This window comes from Mesorhizobium sp. B2-4-7, assembly GCF_006442685.1.
GTDB lineage: Bacteria > Pseudomonadota > Alphaproteobacteria > Rhizobiales > Rhizobiaceae > Mesorhizobium.
On the sequence record NZ_VFVH01000004.1, the window covers coordinates 471528 to 492352 of the forward strand.

Genomic DNA, 20825 nt, shown 5'->3' on the forward strand with positions numbered 1-20825 from the left:
CTTATTTCCCCGCGCCTTCGAACCAGGCCACCAGCAGCGCCCGCTCCTTGTCGGTGATCTGGCTGACATTGGCGGGCGGCATGGCATGGCTGCGGCCGGCCTGCAGATAAATCTCGCGGGCATGCTCGGCGATGCCGGCGTCGGTATCCAGCATCACGCCCTTGGGCGCATGGTAGATGCCCTCGTAGACCGGCTCCGGTGAATGGCACATCGAGCAGCGGCCGAGCACGGTGTCGCGCACGGCCGGGAAATGGGCCGAGGCGATATAGACTTGGGCCGAGGCGGACGCCTTTGGTTCGCCGCTCAACACCTTCGGCACGGTGGACAACCAGACGATGATGAGGAACAGGACAAGGGCGCCCAGCCAGGTCCAGTGCGGGTTGCCGGCGCGCTTGTGCACGGTGTTGAAGTAGTGGCGGACCAACACGCCGATGATGAACACCAGGGAGGCGATGATCCAGTTGAACTCAGTGCCGAACGCCAGCGGGTAATGGTTCGACAGCATCAGAAACAGCACCGGCAGCGTCAGGTAATTGTTATGGAGCGAGCGCTGCTTGGCGATCTTGCCGTATTTCGGATCCGGCTTGCGGCCGGCGATGAGGTCGGCGACGACAATCTTCTGGTTGGGGATGATGACCATGAAGACATTGGCCGACATGATCGTGGCGGTGATGGCGCCCAGATGCAGGAAAGCGGCGCGGCCGGTGAACAGATGGGTCAGTCCCCAGGCGATGAACACCAGCACGCAGTAGAGCACCAGCATCAGGCCTGTATCGCTTTTGCCCAGCGGCGAACGGCAGAGCAGGTCATAAACCACCCAGCCGACGCCGATCGTCGCCATCGACAGGACGATGCCGACCGGCACAGACATCGGCAGCACGTTGGGATCGATCAGGAACAGGTCGGCCCCGGCATAGTAGACCACGCACAGCATGGCGAAGCCGGACAGCCAGGTGGCGTAGGATTCCCATTTGAACCAGGTGAGGTGTTCCGGCATCTCGGCCGGCGCGACCAGGTATTTCTGGATGTGATAGAAGCCGCCGCCATGCACCTGCCACTCCTCGCCGAAGGCGCCGGCAGGCATGCCCGGTCGCTGGCGCAAACCGAGATCGAGCGCGACGAAATAGAAGGACGAGCCGATCCAGGCGATGCCGGTGATGACATGCAGCCAGCGCACGGCAAAGCTCAGCCAGTCCCAGAAAATAGCGAAATCCATCATTGAAGTCGTCCCTGCCGATGAAGCGACTTTACGGTGTGGCGTGCAAACGGAAAGAGGCGAGGCGTGCGATGACTTTCAAAAAAAATTGGAAAATACTAGGTTGCTCGCACGCAGCTTGATTGAAAGCCACTGAACCGCATGGCCTATCTCGACAACATCGCCGTCTTCGTCCGCGTCGTCGAGCTCGGCAATCTGTCGGCGGCCGGGCGCGACATGCGCATTTCGCCGGCGGTTGCCTCCAACCGCATCAAGGAGCTGGAGAAGCACCTTGGTGTGCGGCTGTTCAACCGCACGACACGACAATTGATGCCGACCGAGCATGGCACGGTGTTCTACACCGGCGCCAAGCAGGTGCTGGAAGCGATCACCGAGGCGGAGGCCGCGGTCTCGGCCCTTTCCGGCCAGCCGCGCGGCACCATCCGCGTGACCGCGCCGCTCGGCCTCGGCCGCCGCCTGGTCGCCTCGGGCATTCCCGATTTCCACGACAAATACCCTGATATCGAGGTGCGGCTGAGGCTCTCGGACCACAATGTCGATATCATGAAAGAGGGTATCGACGTCGCCTTCCGGCTCGGTATCATCGAGGATTCCAGCCTCAGGATGCGCGGCATCATGGAATGCGAGCGGGTGCTGGTCGCGGCCCCCAAATATCTGGAGGCACGCGGAGAGCCGGCCGAGCCGCAGGAACTGATCAGCAGGAAGCACGATTGCCTGATGCTGCGCTATTCCGGCGCGCGCGAATATGTCTGGACCCTGCAGACGCCGAACGGGCCGCAGAAATTCGAGGTGCACGGGCCCTATGATACGGACGATGGCGACGTGCTGACCGGCTGGGCGCTGTCGGGGCGCGGCATCATCAACAAGCCGCGCTTCGAGGTCGAGCCGTTCATCCGCGACCGGCGGCTGAAGATCATCCTGGCCGGCACGCCGCCCACGCCGGTGCAGTTCGCCGCCGTCTATCCGCACAAAAAGCTGCAGGACCCGAAAGTGCGCCTGCTGCTGGATTTCATGGCCGAGCGCTGCCAGCGGCTGATCAAGGACATACTGGTCGGCAAGTGAGCGGCTCCTGGCCCAGTCGCAAGGGTTGCCTTGCGCGAAGGCGAACTTAGGTTCGCGGATGCCGCCTCATGGCCGATGGGCTTTGCGCCGACTGACGAGCTAGCCACAATGCATCTCACCGTTTCGCTCAACATTGCCTCCACGGCCGGGCAGGCCGGCGCGCTCACCTTCAGCGACTTGGCCGGCTTCGCGCAGCGGGCGGAAGCGGCCGGGCTGGACATGATTGTTCTCGACGATGCGCCGCCGGGCAGGGCCGGGTCGGGCAACCCGTTCGAAGCGACGACCCTGCTTGCCGCACTGGCGACCGTGACGAGCAGGATCGGGCTGGTCGCCACCGCGTCGATGGTTGCCCACCAGCCCTACAATCTGGCGCGCCGGTTCGCCTCGCTCGATATCATCAGCCACGGTCGCGCCGGATGGAACGCAACCATGGCGCAGGCGCCGAGCGAGGCGGCCAATTTCAGCCGGCTGGATGGATTTTCCAGCGACGAGTTTCGCCGCCGCTCCGAGGAATATATCGGCATCGTCCAGGGCTTGTGGAATGGCTGGGAGGCGGACGCGCTGTTGTTCGACAAAGACAGCGGCCGCTTTCACGATCCCGGAAAAATGCACCAGCTCGACCACAAGGGCGAATTCTTCGCCGTGCGCGGACCGCTGAACGTGGCGCGTTCGCCGCAGGATACGCCGGTTCTGGTCCTGTCCGGCCTGGCGGCAGGCGACCTCGACATTGCCGCGCGCACAGCCGATGTCATCCTGCTGGACGAAAGGCAGGCAGCGCGGCGCAAGGCACGCCATGACGAATTCAGGCGCCGCGTTTCCGCGTCCGGGCGCGAACCGGATGCCGTGAGGATATTGGCTGACATATCCCTCGCCGCCAACGGCGTCGCCGGGCTGGCCGACAGGATGGAGGAAGAATTCCGGGCGAACAATTGCGACGGATTCAACATCCGGCTCTCCGCGCACATTTCAGCGCTCGACGATTTCACCAATCGCGTTCTGCCGGAGCTGCGGCGGCGCGGCGTGATTCGACAGAGCCATGGGGGCACAACGCTGCGCTCGCATCTGGGACTCAGCGGCGGAGGCGACCGATGACCGCGCGCCAGATGAAGCTCGGCGCCTTTCTGTGGGCGACGGGCCACCATATCGCCGCCTGGCGGCATCCCCAGGCCCATGTGAAGGCCGGGATCGACATCGATCATTACGTCGCGCTGGCGCGCACGGCGGAAGCGGCGAAATTCGACCTGTTGTTCTGCGAGGATGCGGCCGGCCTGCGCGAAGCCGATGTCAGCATCGCCAGCCAGACCTCGCGTTCGATCGGCTTCGAGCCGATCAGCCTGCTTTCCGCACTCGCTGTCCAGACCAGCCGCATCGGCCTCGTCTCCACGGCTTCGACCAGCTACAACGAGCCTTACGGGCTGGCACGAACCTTCCTTTCGCTCGACCAGCTGAGCGGCGGGCGCGCCGGCTGGAACCTGGTCACGTCGGCCAGCCCGATCGAGGCCGCCAACTTCGGCGCAACGGGTCTCAGACCCCACGCCGATCGTTATGAACGGGCACGAGAATTCGCCGAAGTCGTCACCAGGCTTTGGCACGGCAAGCTCGGCGCCTCCGGCCATGACGGCCAGAGCTTTTCGGTGTGCGATCCACTCGATTTGCCGCGTTCGCCGCAGGGCGCCCCGGTCATGGTTCAGGCCGGCGCCTCGGATGTCGGCCGCGATCTCGCCGCTCGCACCGCCGATGTGGTGTTCACCGCCGCGCAGACTTTCGCGGAAGCGAAGGCTTTCTACGACGATCTCAAGGGCCGTCTGGCGGCCTATGGACGCGAACCGGACGACATCAAGATCATGCCCGGCGTCGCCCCGGTGGTGGCGGAAACCGAAGCGGAAGCGCGGGCGAAATACGAGGAGCTGCAGGAGCTGATCCCCGATGACGTCGGCGTAGCGCTGCTGTCCAGCTATCTCAGCATCTCCGATCTTCGGCGCTATCCGCTCGACGGGCCGCTGCCCGAATTGCCGGAGAGCGAAGGCATGAAAAGCCGGCAGGCCCTGGTCATCGAGCAATCGCGCCGCGACGGCCTTTCCATCCGCCAGCTTGCCCGCCATTTCGCTGGCGCACGCGGCCATTGGCGCATCGTCGGGACCGCGGTGCAGATCGCAGACGAACTCCAGGCCCGGTTCGAGGGCGGTGCGGCGGACGGCTTCAACGTCATGCCGTCATATTTCCCCGGCGAACTCGATGCCTTCGCCACCCTGGTCGTGCCGGAGCTGCAGCGGCGCGGCCTGTTTCGCAGGGATTATGAGGGCCGCACACTGCGCGATCATCTGGGCTTGAAGCAACCGGTATAGCCGCGACGTGACCTTACCCGGCCGTCGTCCTATCATGCGGCACCTGGTGCTCGGCATTTGCCGCGGCGCCGTGATTGACCAGCGCCGTCATGATCTCGGCGGCCGCTAGCGCGGCAATGACGGATGGGCGCTTGTCTTTCACGGCATCACCGCCAATTGGGGAAACGAGGCGGGCAAACTGCGCTTCCGTGCCCTCAGCCGACTTCAGGAACCAATTCCTGAATGTCGCTTTCTTGGTCTTTGAGCCGATCATGCCGACATAGGCGGTGTCATCACGCTTCAGGGCTTCGGCGACAATCAGGAAGTCCAGCGCATGATCATGGGTGAGGATGGCGAAGGCGCTGCCTGCAGGCGCGTTGCGCACCTCGGCTTCAGGCATCGGGGTCAGCCGCGTCTCGATGGCTTGCGGCATTCCTTCAAGCGCGTCTGCCCGTGTTTCGATGACAACGGGGTGCACAGGGAGAAGGGCGACCGCGGAGGCCAGCGCCTGGCCGACGTGGCCGCCGCCGAAGATGTAGACACAAGGCAGTTCAGCCTGCTCGACTTCCGCGGCCGAAATCAGCTCCTGCGCCAACGTCGCATCGACGAGGCGGATCGACACTTCGACACGCCCGCCACAGCATTGGCCGATCTCCGGGCCGAGCGCCACGTCGAGGATCACGTGGGCGTCGGGGCGGGTCTCTTCACCCTCCCCCTTGTGGATAGGGTTGGACGACGTCGTCGTCGAGGGATCTGTGAACGCCGCTCCCCCGCCCCGTTTCGCTGACGCCGCTTCGCGGCGTCCGCTCGCCGACCCTCCCCGCAAGGAGGAGGGTAAAGAGCCCAGCATCTGCCGTGCCTTGTCGATGGCCATATATTCCAGTTGGCCGCCGCCGATCGTGCCCGATGTCGCTGCTTGCGAGACGAGCATGAAGGCGCCCTTCTCGCGCGGCGTCGAGCCCTTCGTCGCCGCGACCTCGACGAGCGCGACCCGGCCGGTTTGGCCAAGAAAGGCTTTCAGGCTTTGCACAGTCGTGTTCATTTTTTACATTCCCTGTCGGGAAATATAGGCCTTTTCGGCCTGTTTTGCACGTTTTGCCGGAGTCAGGTCTTCGCCTCTTTCTTCAGCCGCTCGATCGCCATCAGCACGCGTTCCGGTGTCGCAGGCGCATCGAGACGTGGACAGATCCTGTGGTCGGCGACGCTTGCCACCGCGTCGGACAGGGCATGCAGCACCGACATGCCGAGCGGGAAGGGCGGCTCGCCGACCGCCTTGGAGCGATGGATCGTCGGCTCACCGGCCTCCGGCCAATCGGCCAGTGTCACGTTGAAGATCTTGGGCCGGTCCGACGCCAGCGGGATCTTATAGGTCGAGGGCGCATGCGTGCGCAGCCGGCCCTTGTCATCCCACCACAGTTCCTCGGTCGTCAGCCAGCCCATGCCCTGGATAAAGCCGCCCTCGACCTGGCCGAGGTCGATGGCGCGGTTCAGCGAGCGGCCCGTCTCGTGCAGGATGTCGGTGCGTTCGACCATGTATTCGCCGGTCAGCGTGTCGACCGAGACTTCCGAGCAGGAGGCGCCATAGGCGAAATAATAGAAAGGACGGCCCTCGCCCTTGTCGCGGTCCCAGTGGATCTTCGGCGTCTTGTAAAAGCCGGCCGCCGAAAGCTGGATGCGGGCCATATAGGCCTGCTTGACGAGGTCGGCGAAAGGTATCTCCTGGTTGCCGATGCGCACCCTGTTGGGCAGGAACAGCACCTGGTCGCGTGGCACCTGGTATTTCTCGGCGGCGAAATCGGTCAGCCGGTCCTTGATCTGGCGGGCGCCGTTCTGCGCCGCCATTCCATTGAGGTCGGTGCCGGACGACGCGGCGGTGGCCGAGGTGTTCGGCACCTTGCCGGTGGTCGTCGCGGTGATCTTCACCTGGTCGAGATCGATCTGGAACTCTTGCGCCACCACTTGCGCCACCTTGACGTTGAGGCCCTGCCCCATCTCGGTGCCGCCATGGTTCAGATGCACCGAACCGTCGGTGTAGACATGCACCAGCGCGCCGGCCTGATTGTAATGCGTGGCGGTAAACGAGATGCCGAATTTGACCGGCGTCAGCGCCAAGCCCCGCTTGATGAAGCGGCTGTTGTTGTTGAAGGCCGAGATCTCGCGCCGGCGCCTTGCATAGCTGGCGCTTTCTTCCAGTTCCCCAACGATGCGGTGGATGATGTTGTCCTCGACCACCTGATGGTAGGGCGTGACGTTGCGGTCGGCGGTGCCGTAGAAATTCCGCTTGCGGATCTCGAGCGGGTCCTTGCCGACGGCGAACGCCACCTCGTCGATGATACGCTCGGCGCCGACCATGCCTTGAGGGCCGCCGAAGCCGCGAAAGGCGGTGTTCGAGACCGTGTTGGTGTAGAGCGGCGCCGACTGTGCATGCACAGCCGGCCAGAAATAGGTATTGTCGCAGTGGAACAGCGCGCGGTCGGTGACCGGCCCGGAAAGGTCCGCAGAAAAGCCGCAGCGCGCCGCGAACATGAAGTCGACGCCGAGAATATTGCCCTCATCGTCGAAGCCGGCTTCGTAGTCGATGAGGAAATCGTGCCGCTTGCCGGTGGCGATCATGTCGTCATCGCGATCGGGCCGGATTTTCACTGCCCGATGATGCTTCTTGGCGGCGATCGCGGCCAGCGCTGCAAACTGGTTGCCCTGCGTTTCCTTGCCGCCGAAGCCGCCCCCCATGCGACGCATTTCCACGGTAATGGCGTTGCTCGGCACGCCGAGTGCATGACCAACCATGTGCTGGACTTCGCTCGGATGCTGGGTCGAGGAATAGATGGTGACGTCCTGATCCTCGCCGGGAACCGCCATCGCGATATGCCCTTCGAGGTAGAAATGCTCCTGGCCGCCGACGCGCATTTTTCCTTTCAGCCGGCGGGGGGCCTGACGGATCGCAGCAGCCGCGTCGCCGCGTTTCAGCGTCAGAGGCGGCGTGACGAGTTTGTCCCTGGTCGGATCGAGCGCGCCGATGTCGGTGACGAAAGGCAATTCCTCGTATTCGACCCTTGCCAGCCTGGTGGCGCGCCGCGCCTGCTCGCGCGTCTCGGCAATCACGCAAAAGATCGGCTGGCCGAAAAACTGTACCTCGCCGTCGGCGAGTACCGGCTCGTCATGGCGCCCGGTCGGCGAAATGTCGTTCTCGCCCGGCACATCCTTTGCCGTGAGCACGTCGATCACGCCGGGGGCGGCGCGCGCCGCCGACAGGTCCATTTTGGCGATGGTGGCATGCGTGGCCGTGGCCAAACCGAGGCAGCCATGCAGCGTGCCCGCCGGTTCGGGCATATCATCGATGTAAACGGCGCTGCCGCTGACATGCTTGTGCGCGGAATCATGGCGCTGGTCTGTGGCGACGCCGCCGACGATCTTTTCGGCCTTTAAATTGGCGCTGGCGTGCTTGTTCATCATGCCGCCTCGTTGCGCGACACCTGGAACGGTGCCCTGGTGCCGGTGGTTTCGACAAAGAAACGCAGCAACAAGTTTTTCGCCGCCAAAGCCCGATATTCAGCGCTTGCCCGCATGTCCGTGAGCGGCGTGAAATCCGTTGGGTATTCGGTCATCGCCGCCTCGACTGTTTCTTCGGTCCAGGGTTTGCCGAGCAGAGCTTTCTCGACCGCCGCAGCCCGCTTCGGCGTCGCCGCCATGCCGCCATAGGCGATGCGGATATCGGCCACGGTGCCGTCCCTGGCCAAGGTCAGAAAAAACGCGCCGAGGGCGGCGGTGATATCCTCGTCGCGGCGCTTGGTGACCTTGTAGACGCCGAACTTCGTTTCGTTTGCCGGAACCGGCACATGCACGGCCTCGACGAACTCGCCGGCCTGCCGGTCCTGCTTGCCATAGGCGATGAAGAAATCCTCGAGCGGGATCGTGCGCCGCTTGCTTCCACGGCGCAGCGTCAGCCGCGCGCCGAGCGCGATGAATGGCGGCGGTGTGTCGCCGATCGGCGAGCCATTGGCGATGTTGCCGCCGATCGTGCCCATGTTGCGCACCTGTTCGCCGCCGATGCGATCGAACAATGGCCCGAGCGCCGGGATGCGTTTCGACAGCATCGCGAAGGCATCGGAATAGGTGACGCCGGCTCCGATCGAGATCACGTGCTTGTCCTCGGCAATGGCGCACAGCCCGTCGAGATTGCCGATGAAGATGACAGGCGAAATATCGCGCATGTGCTTGGTCACCCAGAGACCGACATCGGTCGAGCCGGCGACGATGGTGGCGCCCGGTTCCTTGTCGAGCACGGCGGCGAAATCGTCAACGTCAGCCGGCACGACGAGCCGCGCCTTGCCGGCGCCGATCTCGATCCGTGCCCCGTCGCCCATCGCCTCGAGTCTGGCCATGATCGACTGACGCTCCAGCGCCAGCGGATCCTTCTGTGCTTTGCCGTAGCTGGAGATGGCGCGAGCCGCGCGCATGATCGCCTCATAGCCGGTGCAGCGGCAGAGATTGCCCTGCAAGGTCTTTTCGATGGCCGCGTCCGACGGCTCCGGTGATTTCATCCACAAACCGTAAAGCGACATGACGAAGCCTGGCGTGCAGAAGCCGCATTGCGAGCCGTGGAAATCCACCATCGCCTGCTGCACCGGGTGCAACTGGCCCGGCGTTCCACGGAGATGCTCGACCGTCACGACATGGGTGCCGTCCAACGAACCCAGGAAGCGGATGCAGGCGTTAACACTTTCATAGACCAGTTCGCCGGCGGAAAGCCTGCCGACCAGTACGGTACAGGCGCCGCAATCGCCTTCTGCGCAGCCTTCCTTGGTGCCGCGCAGCGATCGGTCGAGCCGCAGCCAGTCAAGCAAGGTCGCGTCAGGCGCCACGGATGACAGCACGACATCCCTGCCGTTGAGGATAAAGCGGATGTCGTTGCGGATCTTGACCTCGGCCACGTCTCAGCTCCCCCTGTAAGTCGAATAGCCATAGGGCGAGACGAGCAGCGGCACATGATAGTGCACGGCATCCGCCATGCCGAAGCGGATCGGCACGGTGTCGAGGAAGGCCGGCTCGGGCAGTTTCGTTCCCTGGCGCCGCAGATAGTCGCCAGCGGCGAAAACCAGCTCGTATTCGCCGGTCTGGAAATCCGCGTCGGCCAAAAGCGGTGCGTCGCAACGGCCATCGGCGTTGGTGGCGACCGTCTTCAGATGCGTCCTGGCCGGGCCATCGATCCGGTAGAGCGCGATCGACAATCCCGCCGCGGGCTTGCCGGTTGCCGTATCCAGGACATGGGTCGTCAGACGCCCGCCATCGATTTTCGACGTTTCTGCCATTGTCCGCCTCCCATTCCAATACGAACAAACCGGCCGGTACAGCCAAACATTGCTGATGAATTGTGCGCCAATTAAAGGCGATGCATAAGTCCCGGTCGAGCGGAGTGCGACAAAAACACTTTCAAAAATTTTCGGGGGAATGCGAGAAGCACCCTTTCGATATCCTGATCATACTTCGGGCGATGCCCCGTGGGAGGGACGATGCGTTACACCAGAGACATGCGCGGCTACGGAGCCAATCCGCCGGATCCCAAATGGCCCGGTGGCGCGCATGTGGCCGTGCAATTTGTCGTCAATTACGAAGAAGGCGGCGAGAACTGCGTCCTGCATGGCGACAAGGCTTCGGAAGCCTTCCTGTCGGAAATCGTCGGCGCGGCTCCCTGGGCGGGCCAACGCCATTGGAACATGGAATCGATCTACGAATATGGGGCGCGGGCAGGCTTCTGGCGGCTGCTTCGCCTGTTCACCGAGGCCGAGGTGCCAGTGACCTGTTACGGCGTCGCCACGGCACTCGCCCGCTCGCCCGATCAGGTGACGGCGATGCAGGATGCCGGCTGGGAGATCGCCTCGCACGGACTGAAATGGATCGACTACCGCGACCACAGCGCCGAGGACGAGCGCCGCGACCTCAAGGAGGCGATCCGGCTGCACTACGAAGTGACAGGCGCGCGCCCGACGGGCTGGTACACCGGCCGGACGTCGGTCAACACCGTGCGGCTGGTGGCGGAGGAAGGCGGCTTCGACTACGTCTCCGACACTTATGACGACGAGCTGCCCTACTGGTTCGCGGATGACGGGACCGACAGGCCACAGCTCATCATCCCCTACACGCTCGATGCCAACGACATGCGCTTCGCCACGCCGCAGGGCTTCAACTCGGGCGACCAGTTCTTCGCCTACCTGAAGGACAGTTTCGACACGCTCTATGCCGAAGGCAAGGCTGGGCGGCCGCGCATGATGAATATCGGCCTGCACTGTCGCCTCGTCGGGCGGCCGGGGCGGGTGGCGGCGCTGAAGCGCTTCGTCGACTATGTGAAGTCGCACGACAAGGTCTGGCTGGCGCGGCGTATCGACATCGCCAGGCATTGGCGCGAGACCCATCCATACAAGCAGCCGGTGCTGCGCCCTTCGAGGATGGAATTCGAGGCCTTCGTGCATGCTTTCGGCGGCGTTTTCGAACATTCGCCGTGGATAGCCGAGCGCGCCTACGAGCTGGAACTTGGCCCGGCGCACGACAGCGCCGGCGGCCTGCACAATGCGCTCTGCCGCGTTTTCCGCGCCGCAAGCGAAACGGAGCGGCTCGGCGTGCTCAACGCCCATCCCGACCTTGCCGGCAAGCTGGCAAGGGCCAGGCGGCTGACGGCTGAATCGGCCAGGGAACAGGCTTCGGCCGGCCTCGATGAGCTGACCGACAAGGAGCGCGAGCTGTTTTCCAAGCTCAATGCCGCCTACGTCACCACCTTCGGTTTCCCGTTCATCATCGCGGTGAAGGGTAAGACCAGGCAAGAAATCCTGGCGGAGTTCGAAAGGCGCATCGGCAACAGCCGCGGCGTCGAATTCGAGACCGCCTGCAAACAGGTCGAGCGCATCGCGCTCTTCCGCCTCAAGGACATGCTTCCGCAATAGGTTTGAACCCATGGATACGATCAGGATGCCCGAGCGAACCTATTATGCTCCACATGGCGGCCATTCCGGCCAGAGTGAGCTTCTGACCGGCCGCGCCGTCTTCACCGAGGCCTATGCCGTCATTCCCAAGGGCGTGATGCAGGACATCGTCACCAGCGCCCTGCCATTCTGGGACAAGACCCGCGTCTGGATATTGTCGAGGCCGCTGTCGGGCTTTGCCGAGACGTTTTCGCAGTACATCGTCGAGATCGCGCCCGGCGGTGGCAGCGACCGGCCGGAACCCGATGCCGGCGCCGAGGGCGCCTTGTTCGTGGTCGAAGGCGAACTGACCGTCCTGCTTGCCGGCGAAAGACATGTCTTGCGGCCGGGCGGCTTCGCCTTCCTGCCGCCGTCGAGCGGCTGGACTGTTCGCAACGAAAGCAATGCGGCTGTCCGCTTTCACTGGATACGCAAGGCTTATGAGTCCGTCAGCGGCCTCGAGGTCCCGCAAGCCTTCTTCACCAACGAGCAGGACATCGGGCCGACGCCGATGCCCGGTACCGACGGCCGTTGGGCGACGACGCGCTTCGTCGATCCGGCCGACATGCGCCATGACATGCACATGACCATCGTCACCCTCGAACCGGGCGCGGTCATTCCCTTTGCCGAGACCCATGTCATGGAGCACGGGCTCTATGTCCTGGAAGGCAAGGCCGTCTACCGGCTCAACCAGGACTGGGTCGAGGTGGAGGCCGGCGACTATATGTGGCTGCGCGCCTTCTGTCCGCAGGCCTGCTATGCCGGCGGACCGGGAAAATTCCGCTATCTGCTCTACAAGGACGTCAACCGGCACGCCAAGCTCGGCGGTGCCGGGATCGCGGGGCGTGCGCCGTGACCCGCATCGTCGCGCGGCCGCTGACCCGCGAGGGCTTTGCCCCGTTCGGCGATGTCATCGACATGGGCGGCGACAACCACTACCCGATCAATGGCGGCAAGGCCGAGCGCTACCATGATCTGGCGACCGCCGAGGCGGTAGGGCCGAATGCGCGCGTGCTGATCTCGATGGTGCGCGGCACGCCTTACGAATTGCCGCTGGCGCTGACCATGGTCGAGCGTCACCCGCTCGGCAGCCAGGCCTTTATCCCGCTGTCGCCACGACCGTTCATGGTGGTCGTCTGTCATGACGGCAAGGACGGTCCGGCCGAGCCGCATGCCTTCATCACCAAGCCAGGGCAAGGCATCAATTATTCACGCAATCTATGGCACGGCGTACTGACGCCATTGGGTGAGCCCCAGGATTTCCTGATCGTCGACCGTGGCGGCGACGGCTCCAATCTCGAAGAATTCCATTTTTCGCACGCCTACGAGATTCATCTCCCCGACGAGATCCTTTGATGACCGACATTTCGCTGATCGACCGCCTGCTCGACGTCATCGAGCACGACATCGTGCCGAAGACGCAGGAAGGCGTCGCCCATGGCAACAAGCTGTTCGGCGCGGCGATCCTGAAGAAAGGCGACCGCTCGCTGGTGCTGGCCGAAACCAACAACGAGATCGAAAACCCGCTCTGGCATGGCGAAGTGCACTGCCTGAAACGCTTCTACGAAATGCCGAGCGCCGAACGTGTCGACACCACGGAGGCCATCTTCCTGGCCACGCACGAGCCCTGTTCGCTCTGTCTGTCGGCGATCACCTGGACCGGTTTCGACAATTTCTACTATCTGTTCAGCCACGAGGATTCGCGCGACAGTTTTGCCATCCCGCACGATCTGAAAATCCTAAAAGAGGTCTTCACCCTCGATCCCGGCGATTACAATGCCGAGAACGCCTATTGGAAGAGCTTTTCGATCCGCAGGCTGGTGCGGGCGCTGCCCGAGGCGGAACGCGGGCGGCTGGAGACGCGCATCGGCAAGATTGCAGCACTTTATGAAGCGCTCTCTGGCGACTACCAGGCGAACAAGGCCGAGAACGACATTCCGCTGAACTGAGGGCACCAAGCAGCGGCACAGGTCGCATATTCCGCTGCTCCAGTCGCGAATGGCGATTGAAACTTGCCGCGCCGCGAGGCGTTATGCGCGCCATGAAAACCGTCACCGAGTTTCCCCGCAAGGTCGTCGAATTCCCTGACATGGCCATCGTCATGCCGGATGGCTGCCGGCTGTCGGCGCGGGTATGGATGCCGGAAGATGCCGGCGACGATCCGGTGCCTGTCATCCTCGAGCACCTGCCTTACCGCAAGCGCGACGGCACCATCTTTCGCGACCAGCTGACGCATCCCTATTTCGCCGGCCACGGCTATGCCTCGATCCGTGTCGACATGCGCGGCAATGGCGATTCCGAAGGGCTGATGGACGACGAATATTCCGAGCAGGAGTTGCAGGACGCCTGCGACGTCATCGCCTGGGCGGCGGCTCAACCCTGGTGCAACGGCAATGTCGGCATGATGGGTATTTCCTGGGGCGGCTTCAACTGCCTGCAGGTGGCCGCCAAGCAGCCGCCGGCGCTCAAGGCGGTGATCAGCCTGTGCTCGACCGTCGATCGCTATGCCGACGACATCCACTACAAGGGCGGCTGCTTGCTGCTGGAGAACTTCGGCTGGGCCTCGACAATGCTGTCCTATTCGTCACGGCCGCCGGACCCGCTGCTGGCGGGCGACAACAGATGGCGCGACCTGTGGCTCAGCCGACTGGAGAACCAGTCGTTCCTTTTGCCGCTCTGGCTTGGCCACCAGCACCGCGACGCCTACTGGAAACGCGGCTCGATCTGCGAGGATTTCTCCGCCGTCAAGGCCGCGGTGCTGTCGATCGGCGGCTGGCATGACGGCTACCGCAACACCATCTCGCATCTCGTCGCCAACATCGAGGCGCCGGTCAAAGGCATCGTCGGCCCCTGGATCCACAAATACCCGCATTATGCCGGGCCCCAGCCGGCAATCGGCTTCCTGCAGGAAGCGCTACGCTGGTGGGACCGCTGGCTAAAGGGCGTCGAGACCGGCGTCGAGGCCGACCCGGCCTACCGCGCCTATGTGATGGACAGCGTGCGGCCGGCGCGCTGGCATCCGGAACGGCCGGGCCGCTGGGTGGCGGAGCGGCAGTGGCCTTCGCCCGACATCAAGACGCAAACGATCGAATTGATCCCGGCGGGCGGTAAATCCGTCACCATCGCTTCGCCGCAAAGCTGTGGGCTGGCCGGCGGTGAGTATTTCCCGTTCACCTTCGGCCCGGAATTGCCGGGCGACCAGCGTCCCGACGACGCGCTGTCGGTGTGTTTCGACCAGCCGGAACTCGCCGAGGCGATCGACGTCGTCGGCGCACCGGAAGTCTACGTCCGGTTATCCTGCGACCGCCCGCAGGCCAACATCGCGGTGCGGCTTTGCGACGTACATCCCGATGGCGCCTCCGAGCTGATCTCCTATGGCGTGCTCAACCTCACGCATCGCCTCTCCCACGAATTCCCGCAAGCGCTTGTCCCCGGCGAGAGCGTTTCGGCACGCGTCGTGCTCGACCAGTGCGCCTATCGCGTGCCGGCCGGCCACCATTTGCGCATAGCCGTCTCGAACGCCTACTGGCCTATGATCTGGCCCTCGCCGGAGCCGGTCCGCCTAAGCCTGTCGGCGGCGACGCTGAAGCTGCCGCTGCGCCCGCTGGCGACGGGCGACGAGGTCACGTTCGCCGCGCCGGAGGCCGCTTCCCCCTGGGCAACCGAGACCATCCGCCCGGCCAATTCGGAACGCCGCGTCGACCGCGACGAGAAGACCGGCATCGTCACGCTTTCCATAGAAGACGATTTCGGCGAGGTGCGCGATCTTGCACATGGCCTGGCGAACGGCAGCATCGCCCGCGAGACCTGGACGATCCATCCGGACGATCCGTTGTCGGCTGGGGGACGGACGCATTGGACGCAAACCCTGTCGCGAAGCGGATGGTCGGTGCGCACCGAAACATCGGCCGAAATACGCTCGGACGCCAAAAACTTCATCGTAAGCGCCCGAATTGAAGCTTACGAAGGCGAAAAACTCGTCTTCGAACGCGATTTTGAACAGGCGGTTCCGCGCTCGCTTGTTTGAGCGGCAAGGCATTGGTCCAATTGCGACGTGCCATTTACGCCACGGCATGTCGCATTCGGTCTTGCTTACCGCTTTCCCTTGCGGTCATTATTCCCCTCACAAGAAACAAGAAAACGACCACTAAGGTCGAACCAACAGAGTGAGGAACTCAAAATGTCAAACGAACTGGAATTCCTTAGCCGACGCGTCGCCTCAGGCAAGCTCAGCCGTCGGGATTTTCTCGGCCGGGCGGCAGCGCTCGGCGTCACCGCGACCTTCGCCAACTCACTGCTTTCGAGCGCGGCGCGCGCAGCCGGCCCGGTCAAGGGCGGCACGCTCAAGGCAGGCCTGGTTGGCGGCGAGTCCACCAACAGCCTGGATCCAGCCCTGTTCATGACGCAGGTGCCGTTCGCCTTCGGCAAGATGTGGGGCGAACTGATCGTCGAGCTTTCCCCAGAGGGCAAGCTCGAGAACCGCATCGCCGAGGAGATCGGCTCGTCCGACGATGCCAAGGTCTGGACGCTGAAGATCCGCGACGGCGTCGAATTCCACAATGGCAAGACGGTGACCGCCGAAGACGTCGCCGCCACGCTCGAGCGTCATTCGGACGAGAAGTCGAAGTCCGGCGCGCTCGGCTACATGAAAGGCATCGAAAGCATCAAGGCCAGCGGCAAGGAAGTGGTGCTGACGCTGAAGGAGGCCAATGCCGATCTGCCCTACCTGCTCAGCGACTACCACCTGATCGTCCAGCCCAATGGCGGCAAGGACAAGGCCGATGCCGGCATCTCGGCGGGCCCTTACAAGGTCACCACCAACGAGCCCGGCGTGCGCCATGGCGGCGAGCGCTTCGCCAATTACTGGCAGGGCGACAAGATGGGCCATGCCGACCAGATCGAGATCATCGTCATCAACGACGCTACGGCCCGTACGGCCGCCCTGCAGGGCGGCCAGGTCAACATGGTCAACCGCGTCGAGCCGAAGATCGTCGACCTGATCAAACGCGTGCCGGGCGTCACCATCCGCAACCATGCGGGACCGGGCCACTACGTCTTCATCATGCACTGCAATACGGCGCCGTTCGACAACAACGACCTCAGGATGGCGCTGAAGCTGGCGATCGACCGCGAAGAAATGCTGAAGAAGGTGCTGCGCGGTTACGGTTCGCTCGGCAATGATTTCCCGATCAATGCCGCCTACCCGCTGTTCACCGAGATCGAGCAGCGCACATACGATCCGGACAAGGCCAAGTTCCACTACAAGAAGTCGGGGCATGACGGCGCGGTGCTGCTCAGGACCTCCGATGTCGCCTTTCCCGGCGCCGTCGACGCGTCCCAGCTTTTCCAGCAGAGCGCGGCCAAGGCCGGCATCCAGATCGAGCTCAAGCGCGAGCCGGGCGACGGCTACTGGAACGAGGTCTGGAACAAGCAGCCCTTCTGCGCCTCCTATTGGGGCGGACGCTCGACCCAGGACCAGATGTACTCGACCGCCTACCTGTCGACCGCCGACTGGAACGACACGCGTTTCAAGCGCCCGGATTTCGACAAGATGGTGCTGGCGGCGCGCGCCGAGCTGGACGAGGCCAAGCGCAAGGCGATGTATCACGACATGGCCGTCATGGTGCGCGACGAAGGCGGCCTGATCCTGCCGATGTTCAACCAGTTCATCGACGCCACCGGCGCCAAGGTGGGCGGCTGGGTGGACGATCCGCACCAGGAGTTGATGAATGGCTATGCCCTGGCAAAGTGCTGGCTCGAAGCCTGAGCCGGCCTTGCCCAGATGTCCTCACCCATCGTGAAACTGGTGGCCCAGCGCGTCGCGCTGGGCATCCTCCTTTTGTTGGCCGTCTCGGTCCTGATCTTCGCCGGCACACAGATCCTGCCCGGCGACGTCGCGCAAGCCATCCTAGGGCAGTCGGCGACACCGGAATCGCTCGCCAATCTGCGTGAGCAGCTTGGGCTCAACGATCCGGCCTATATCAGGTATTTCCGCTGGCTCGGCGGCGTTTTGACCGGCGATCTCGGGACCGCCATGTCGAGCGGACAGGATATCGCGACATCGATCAAGGGCCGGCTGTGGAACACGCTGTTCCTCGCCTTCTGGGCGGCGATCGTGGCCATTCCGCTAGCCATAACGCTTGGCCTGATCGCGGTGCGCTACCGCAACGGCTGGGTCGACAAGCTGATCTCGGGACTGGCGCTCGCCTCGACCTCCTTCCCGGAATTCTTCATCGGCTACTTGCTGGTCTTCTACTTCGCGGTTCAGCATCAGTGGTTCCCCGCCATCTCGACCGTCTATGACGGCATGCCTTTCGGTGAACGCATGCAGGCGATCGCGCTGCCGGCGGCGGCGCTGACGCTGGTGGTGCTTGCCCATATGATGCGCATGACGCGCGCCGCGATCCTAAACGTCATGCAATCGGCCTATGTGGAGACCGCCGAGCTCAAGGGGCTCTCGGCTTTCGCAGTCATCCGCAAACATGCCTTCCCGAACGCCATCGCGCCGATCATCAACGTGGTCATGCTCAACCTCGCCTATCTGATCGTCGGCGTGGTCGTGGTCGAAGTGATCTTCGTCTATCCCGGCATGGGGCAGTATCTGGTCGATCACGTCACCAAGCGCGACGTGCCGGTGGTGCAGGCGGTCGGACTGATCTTCGCCGCCGTCTATATCGGCCTCAACATCATCGCTGATATAGCGGCAATCGTCGCCAATCCGCGCCTGAGGCATCCCAAATGAAGAGGGCGGGCATGCTCGACATCAAACGCATCCCCGTGCCCGCGCTGGTCGGCCTGGTGCTGACGGCCCTGTTCGTGTTGGCGGCCATCTTCGCGCCGTGGCTTGCGCCGCACGGCAATGGCGAGATCGTCGGCGACGTCTGGGAGCCCATGTCGGCGGCGCACTGGCTGGGCACCGACAACCTTGGCCGCGATCTGCTGTCGCGCATGATCTATGGTGCGCGCATCACCCTGTTCATCGCAGTGCTCGCCACGGCGTTGTCCTTCTCGCTTGGCGCCATTCTCGGCTTTTCGGCGGCGGTGTTCGGCGGCTGGTTCGACACGCTGCTGTCGCGCCTCGTCGATCTCCTGATGTCGATCCCGACGCTGATCATGGGCCTTGTCGTGCTCTCGGTGCTGCCGACAAACCTGGTGACGCTGATCCTGGTGATGGGCATTCTTGACTCGACCCGCGTCTACCGCCTGTCGCGCGCGGTGGCCGTCGACATCAACGTCATGGATTATGTCGAAGCCGCCAAGCTGCGCGGCGAAGGCAGCGCCTGGATCATCTTCCGCGAGATCCTGCCCAATGCGCTGTCGCCGCTGGTCTCGGAACTCGGCCTGCGCTTCATCTATGCCGTGCTGTTCCTGTCGACGCTCTCCTTTCTTGGCCTCGGCGTACAGCCGCCGGATGCCGACTGGGGCGGCATGGTCAAGGAAAACAAGGACGGCATCGTCTTCGGCATTGCCGCGGCGCTCATACCGGCGGCCGCGATCGCGGCGCTTGCGATCTCGGTCAATCTCGTCGCCGACTGGGTACTCAACCGCACGACAAGCCTGAAAGGAGGACGCGGATGATGGCCGACAGCAAAGCCAAATCCAGCCCGCTCCTCGATATCCGCAACCTGCGCATCGAGGCCATGGTCTACCCACCGGGCGAAGCGCCAAAGACCATCACGCTCGTCCATGACGTCTCGCTGACCCTGGAAAAGGGCAAGGTGCTCGGCCTGATCGGCGAATCCGGTGCCGGCAAGTCGACCATCGGCCTGTCTTCGATGGGTTATGGGCGCGGCGGCGTGCGCATCACCGGCGGCGAGGTACTCCTCAACGGCCGCGACATCCTCAAGGGCGGCAAGGAAGGTTTCCGCAGACTGCGCGGACGCGAGGTCTGCTATGTCGCGCAGTCGGCGGCAGCGGCTTTCAACCCGGCGCACAGGCTGATGGACCAGGTCGTCGAAGCCACCCTCCTGCACGGCAGGGCGACGCGCGCGGAGGCCGAGAAACGCGCCGTCGCGCTGTTCAAGAAGCTGAGCCTGCCCAATCCCGAAACCATCGGCGAGCGTTTCCCGCACCAGGTCTCCGGCGGCCAGCTGCAGCGTGTGATGACGGCGATGGCGCTGTGCTCGGAACCGGACCTGATCGTCTTCGACGAGCCGACGACGGCGCTCGACGTGACCACGCAGATCGACGTGCTGTCGGCGATCAAGGACGCCATCCGCGACACGCATGTGGCCGCGCTCTATATCACCCACGACCTCGCCGTCGTCGCCCAGGTTTCGGACGAGATCATGGTGCTGCGCCACGGCCGTCTGGTCGAATGGGGCGGCACCCGCCAGATCATCAAGGAACCGCGCCAGGAGTACACCAACGCTTTGGTGTCAGTGCACGAGATCGAACACGCCGAGCAGAAACCCGGCGTCTCGCCATTCCTGTCCGTGAAGAACGTCACCGCCGCTTATGGCGGCGGTCATGTCAAGGTGCTGAAGAACGTCTCCGTCGATATCTATCCCGGCCAGACGCTGGCGGTGGTCGGCGAGTCCGGCTCCGGCAAGTCGACGCTGGCGCGCGCCATCACAGGGCTCCTGCCGCCCGAACAGGGCACGGTGACCTTCGACGGGCGCCCGCTTGCCAACCGGCTTGCCGACCGGCCGAAGGAGGATCTGCGGCAGCTGCAGATGATTTACCAGATGGCCGACGTGGCCATGAACCCGCGCCAGACCGTCGGCACCATCATCGGCCGGCCGCTGGAGTTCTATTTCGGCATGCGGGGACGTGAGCGCGACCGGCGCGTCGCCGAATTGCTCGACGAGATCGAGATGGGCAAAGGCTTCCTCGACCGCTATCCGGCGGAGCTGTCGGGCGGCCAGAAGCAGCGCGTCTGCATCGCCCGCTCGCTCGCCGCCAAACCGAAGCTGATCATCTGCGACGAGGTGACCTCGGCGCTCGACCCGCTGGTGGCCAACGGCATTCTCAAGCTTTTGTTGAACCTGCAGCAGCACGAGAAGGTCGCATATCTCTTCATTACCCACGACCTTGCGACGGTAAGGTCGATCGCCGATTCGATCGCGGTGATGTATCGCGGCGAGGTGGTCCGTTACGGTTCCAAAAGCAAGGTGCTCACACCGCCTTTCGATGCCTATACCGACCTCTTGCTGTCCTCGGTTCCGGAAATGGAGATCGGCTGGCTGGAAAAGGCGATCAAGGGGCGACGCATGGCGAGCGCCGGGAACTAGGCAGCGGTTCGCCAGTCAAGGAGATGACGACCGTGAT

Annotated in this window: 17 protein-coding genes; 12 read left to right on the top strand and 5 right to left on the bottom strand. The window is 63.8% G+C overall.

Features of this window, described 5'->3' with window-relative positions:
- Position 1: 1 nt before the first annotated feature.
- Complete coding sequence (locus tag FJ946_RS15440; protein WP_140567835.1) at positions 2 to 1219, bottom strand: urate hydroxylase PuuD; 1218 nt, start codon at positions 1217 to 1219, stop codon at positions 2 to 4.
- A 138-nt stretch (positions 1220 to 1357) separates the two neighbouring features.
- On the opposite strand from FJ946_RS15440, the gene FJ946_RS15445 reads away from it, so the two are divergent.
- The 3 genes from FJ946_RS15445 to FJ946_RS15455 all read left to right on the top strand — a co-directional run bounded on the left by FJ946_RS15445 (position 1358) and on the right by FJ946_RS15455 (position 4623).
- Positions 1358 to 2278 carry a LysR family transcriptional regulator gene (locus FJ946_RS15445; protein WP_140501163.1) on the top strand — a complete coding sequence of 307 codons (921 nt, stop codon included), beginning with the start codon at positions 1358 to 1360 and terminating at the stop codon, positions 2276 to 2278.
- Between the two features lie 108 nt (positions 2279 to 2386).
- Positions 2387 to 3370 (top strand): LLM class flavin-dependent oxidoreductase, encoded by a 984-nt coding sequence (locus FJ946_RS15450; protein WP_140567837.1) that lies wholly within the window; start codon positions 2387 to 2389, stop codon positions 3368 to 3370.
- On the top strand, positions 3367 to 4623 hold the full coding sequence (locus FJ946_RS15455) for an LLM class flavin-dependent oxidoreductase (protein ID WP_140567840.1): 1257 nt from the start codon (positions 3367 to 3369) through the stop codon (positions 4621 to 4623). Before FJ946_RS15450 ends, FJ946_RS15455 begins: the two co-directional genes overlap by 4 nt.
- Before the next feature lie 13 nt (positions 4624 to 4636).
- Here the strand turns inward: FJ946_RS15455 and xdhC are convergent, their stop codons facing one another.
- The 4 genes from xdhC to uraH form a co-directional block, all read right to left on the bottom strand.
- Positions 4637 to 5644, bottom strand: a complete 1008-nt coding sequence (gene xdhC / locus FJ946_RS15460) for a xanthine dehydrogenase accessory protein XdhC (RefSeq protein ID WP_140567843.1) — start codon at positions 5642 to 5644, stop codon at positions 4637 to 4639.
- A gap of 62 nt (positions 5645 to 5706) precedes the next feature.
- The gene (gene xdhB / locus FJ946_RS15465; protein ID WP_140567895.1) at positions 5707 to 8052 is read right to left on the bottom strand and encodes a xanthine dehydrogenase molybdopterin binding subunit; all 2346 of its coding nucleotides are present in this window, start codon (positions 8050 to 8052) and stop codon (positions 5707 to 5709) included.
- Positions 8052 to 9533 carry a xanthine dehydrogenase small subunit gene (gene xdhA, locus FJ946_RS15470; protein WP_140567846.1) on the bottom strand — a complete coding sequence of 494 codons (1482 nt, stop codon included), beginning with the start codon at positions 9531 to 9533 and terminating at the stop codon, positions 8052 to 8054. Before xdhA ends, xdhB begins: the two co-directional genes overlap by 1 nt.
- A 3-nt stretch (positions 9534 to 9536) precedes the next feature.
- Positions 9537 to 9911, bottom strand: a complete 375-nt coding sequence (gene uraH / locus FJ946_RS15475) for a hydroxyisourate hydrolase (RefSeq protein WP_140501174.1) — start codon at positions 9909 to 9911, stop codon at positions 9537 to 9539.
- Positions 9912 to 10112: 201 nt separating this feature from the next.
- On the opposite strand from uraH, the gene puuE reads away from it, so the two are divergent.
- From puuE to FJ946_RS15520, 9 genes are all read left to right on the top strand, one after another.
- Entirely contained in the window at positions 10113 to 11537 is a 1425-nt protein-coding gene (puuE, locus tag FJ946_RS15480; protein WP_140567848.1) for an allantoinase PuuE, read from the top strand.
- Between the two features lie 10 nt (positions 11538 to 11547).
- A complete protein-coding gene (locus FJ946_RS15485; protein WP_140567850.1) occupies positions 11548 to 12411 on the top strand; it encodes a bifunctional allantoicase/(S)-ureidoglycine aminohydrolase in 864 nt (287 codons plus the stop codon).
- Positions 12408 to 12911, top strand: a complete 504-nt coding sequence (locus FJ946_RS15490; protein WP_140567851.1) for an ureidoglycolate lyase — start codon at positions 12408 to 12410, stop codon at positions 12909 to 12911. The genes FJ946_RS15485 and FJ946_RS15490 overlap by 4 nt, the downstream gene beginning before the upstream one ends.
- Entirely contained in the window at positions 12911 to 13504 is a 594-nt protein-coding gene (locus FJ946_RS15495; RefSeq protein WP_140567853.1) for a nucleoside deaminase, read from the top strand. The genes FJ946_RS15490 and FJ946_RS15495 overlap by 1 nt, the downstream gene beginning before the upstream one ends.
- A 92-nt stretch (positions 13505 to 13596) precedes the next feature.
- Complete coding sequence (locus tag FJ946_RS15500) at positions 13597 to 15582, top strand: CocE/NonD family hydrolase (RefSeq protein ID WP_140567855.1); 1986 nt, start codon at positions 13597 to 13599, stop codon at positions 15580 to 15582.
- Between the two features lie 153 nt (positions 15583 to 15735).
- The gene (locus tag FJ946_RS15505) at positions 15736 to 17322 is read left to right on the top strand and encodes an ABC transporter substrate-binding protein (RefSeq protein WP_140512805.1); all 1587 of its coding nucleotides are present in this window, start codon (positions 15736 to 15738) and stop codon (positions 17320 to 17322) included.
- A gap of 15 nt (positions 17323 to 17337) precedes the next feature.
- Positions 17338 to 18297, top strand: a complete 960-nt coding sequence (locus FJ946_RS15510; protein WP_140512803.1) for an ABC transporter permease — start codon at positions 17338 to 17340, stop codon at positions 18295 to 18297.
- Positions 18298 to 18308: 11 nt separating this feature from the next.
- Entirely contained in the window at positions 18309 to 19133 is an 825-nt protein-coding gene (locus FJ946_RS15515) for an ABC transporter permease (RefSeq protein WP_140512801.1), read from the top strand.
- Complete coding sequence (locus FJ946_RS15520) at positions 19133 to 20788, top strand: ABC transporter ATP-binding protein (protein WP_140501254.1); 1656 nt, start codon at positions 19133 to 19135, stop codon at positions 20786 to 20788. Before FJ946_RS15515 ends, FJ946_RS15520 begins: the two co-directional genes overlap by 1 nt.
- Positions 20789 to 20825 lie beyond the last annotated feature (37 nt).

Bases quoted from the DNA above. Each gene is read 5' to 3' on its own strand.
- FJ946_RS15445 (WP_140501163.1), top strand. From the start codon at position 1,358: ATGGCCTATCTCGACAACATCGCCGTCTTCGTCCGCGTCGTCGAGCTC.
- FJ946_RS15505 (WP_140512805.1), top strand. From the start codon at position 15,736: ATGTCAAACGAACTGGAATTCCTTAGCCGACGCGTCGCCTCAGGCAAG.
- FJ946_RS15510 (WP_140512803.1), top strand. From the start codon at position 17,338: ATGTCCTCACCCATCGTGAAACTGGTGGCCCAGCGCGTCGCGCTGGGC.
- FJ946_RS15440 (WP_140567835.1), bottom strand. From the start codon at position 1,219: ATGATGGATTTCGCTATTTTCTGGGACTGGCTGAGCTTTGCCGTGCGC.
- puuE (WP_140567848.1), top strand. From the start codon at position 10,113: ATGCGTTACACCAGAGACATGCGCGGCTACGGAGCCAATCCGCCGGAT.
- xdhC (WP_140567843.1), bottom strand. From the start codon at position 5,644: ATGAACACGACTGTGCAAAGCCTGAAAGCCTTTCTTGGCCAAACCGGC.
- FJ946_RS15515 (WP_140512801.1), top strand. From the start codon at position 18,309: ATGCTCGACATCAAACGCATCCCCGTGCCCGCGCTGGTCGGCCTGGTG.
- FJ946_RS15455 (WP_140567840.1), top strand. From the start codon at position 3,367: ATGACCGCGCGCCAGATGAAGCTCGGCGCCTTTCTGTGGGCGACGGGC.
- FJ946_RS15520 (WP_140501254.1), top strand. From the start codon at position 19,133: ATGGCCGACAGCAAAGCCAAATCCAGCCCGCTCCTCGATATCCGCAAC.
- FJ946_RS15450 (WP_140567837.1), top strand. From the start codon at position 2,387: ATGCATCTCACCGTTTCGCTCAACATTGCCTCCACGGCCGGGCAGGCC.
- uraH (WP_140501174.1), bottom strand. From the start codon at position 9,911: ATGGCAGAAACGTCGAAAATCGATGGCGGGCGTCTGACGACCCATGTC.
- FJ946_RS15495 (WP_140567853.1), top strand. From the start codon at position 12,911: ATGACCGACATTTCGCTGATCGACCGCCTGCTCGACGTCATCGAGCAC.
- xdhB (WP_140567895.1), bottom strand. From the start codon at position 8,052: ATGAACAAGCACGCCAGCGCCAATTTAAAGGCCGAAAAGATCGTCGGC.
- FJ946_RS15485 (WP_140567850.1), top strand. From the start codon at position 11,548: ATGGATACGATCAGGATGCCCGAGCGAACCTATTATGCTCCACATGGC.
- FJ946_RS15500 (WP_140567855.1), top strand. From the start codon at position 13,597: ATGAAAACCGTCACCGAGTTTCCCCGCAAGGTCGTCGAATTCCCTGAC.